At 68.1% G+C, this 430-nt stretch carries 1 protein-coding gene; it reads left to right on the forward strand.

The features are described from left to right. The coding region (locus CVH10_RS17685; protein WP_106489355.1) for an SspB family protein at nt 1-378 on the forward strand (378 nt) is incomplete at its 5' end. Between the last annotated feature and the right edge of the window lie 52 nt (nt 379-430).

Consider the following 430-nt stretch of genomic DNA (forward strand, 5'->3'; position numbering starts at 1 on the left):
GTGCAGGAAGCCCTGCGCGCGGTGGTGGGCCGCGTGCTGGGGACGGTGGCCGAATCGGGGGGGCTACCGGGCGAGCACCATTTCTACATCACCTTCAAGACGCAGGCGCCCGGCGTGGACATTCCCGCCCGCCTGATCGAGCGGTTCCCGGACGAGATGACGATCGTCCTGCAGAACCGTTTCTGGGACCTGACGGTGGACGCCCGGCGCTTTTCGGTCGGGCTCAGCTTCAACCAGGTGCCGTCGAAGCTGGTGATCCCCTATTCGGCGATCACCGGTTTCCACGACCCCGCGGTCAATTTCGAGCTGCGGTTCCAGGCGCAGGAAGGGCCGGAGGACGGCCCCGGCGGGCACCAGGCCCACGTCGCCGCCCACTAACTGCAGACCCAGCCCCAGCCGGGCTTCTGCAGCCCCGTAACCATGACCCACG

Source organism: Halomonas sp. ND22Bw, assembly GCF_003011945.1.
Taxonomy (GTDB): domain Bacteria; phylum Pseudomonadota; class Gammaproteobacteria; order Pseudomonadales; family Halomonadaceae; genus Halomonas; species Halomonas halophila.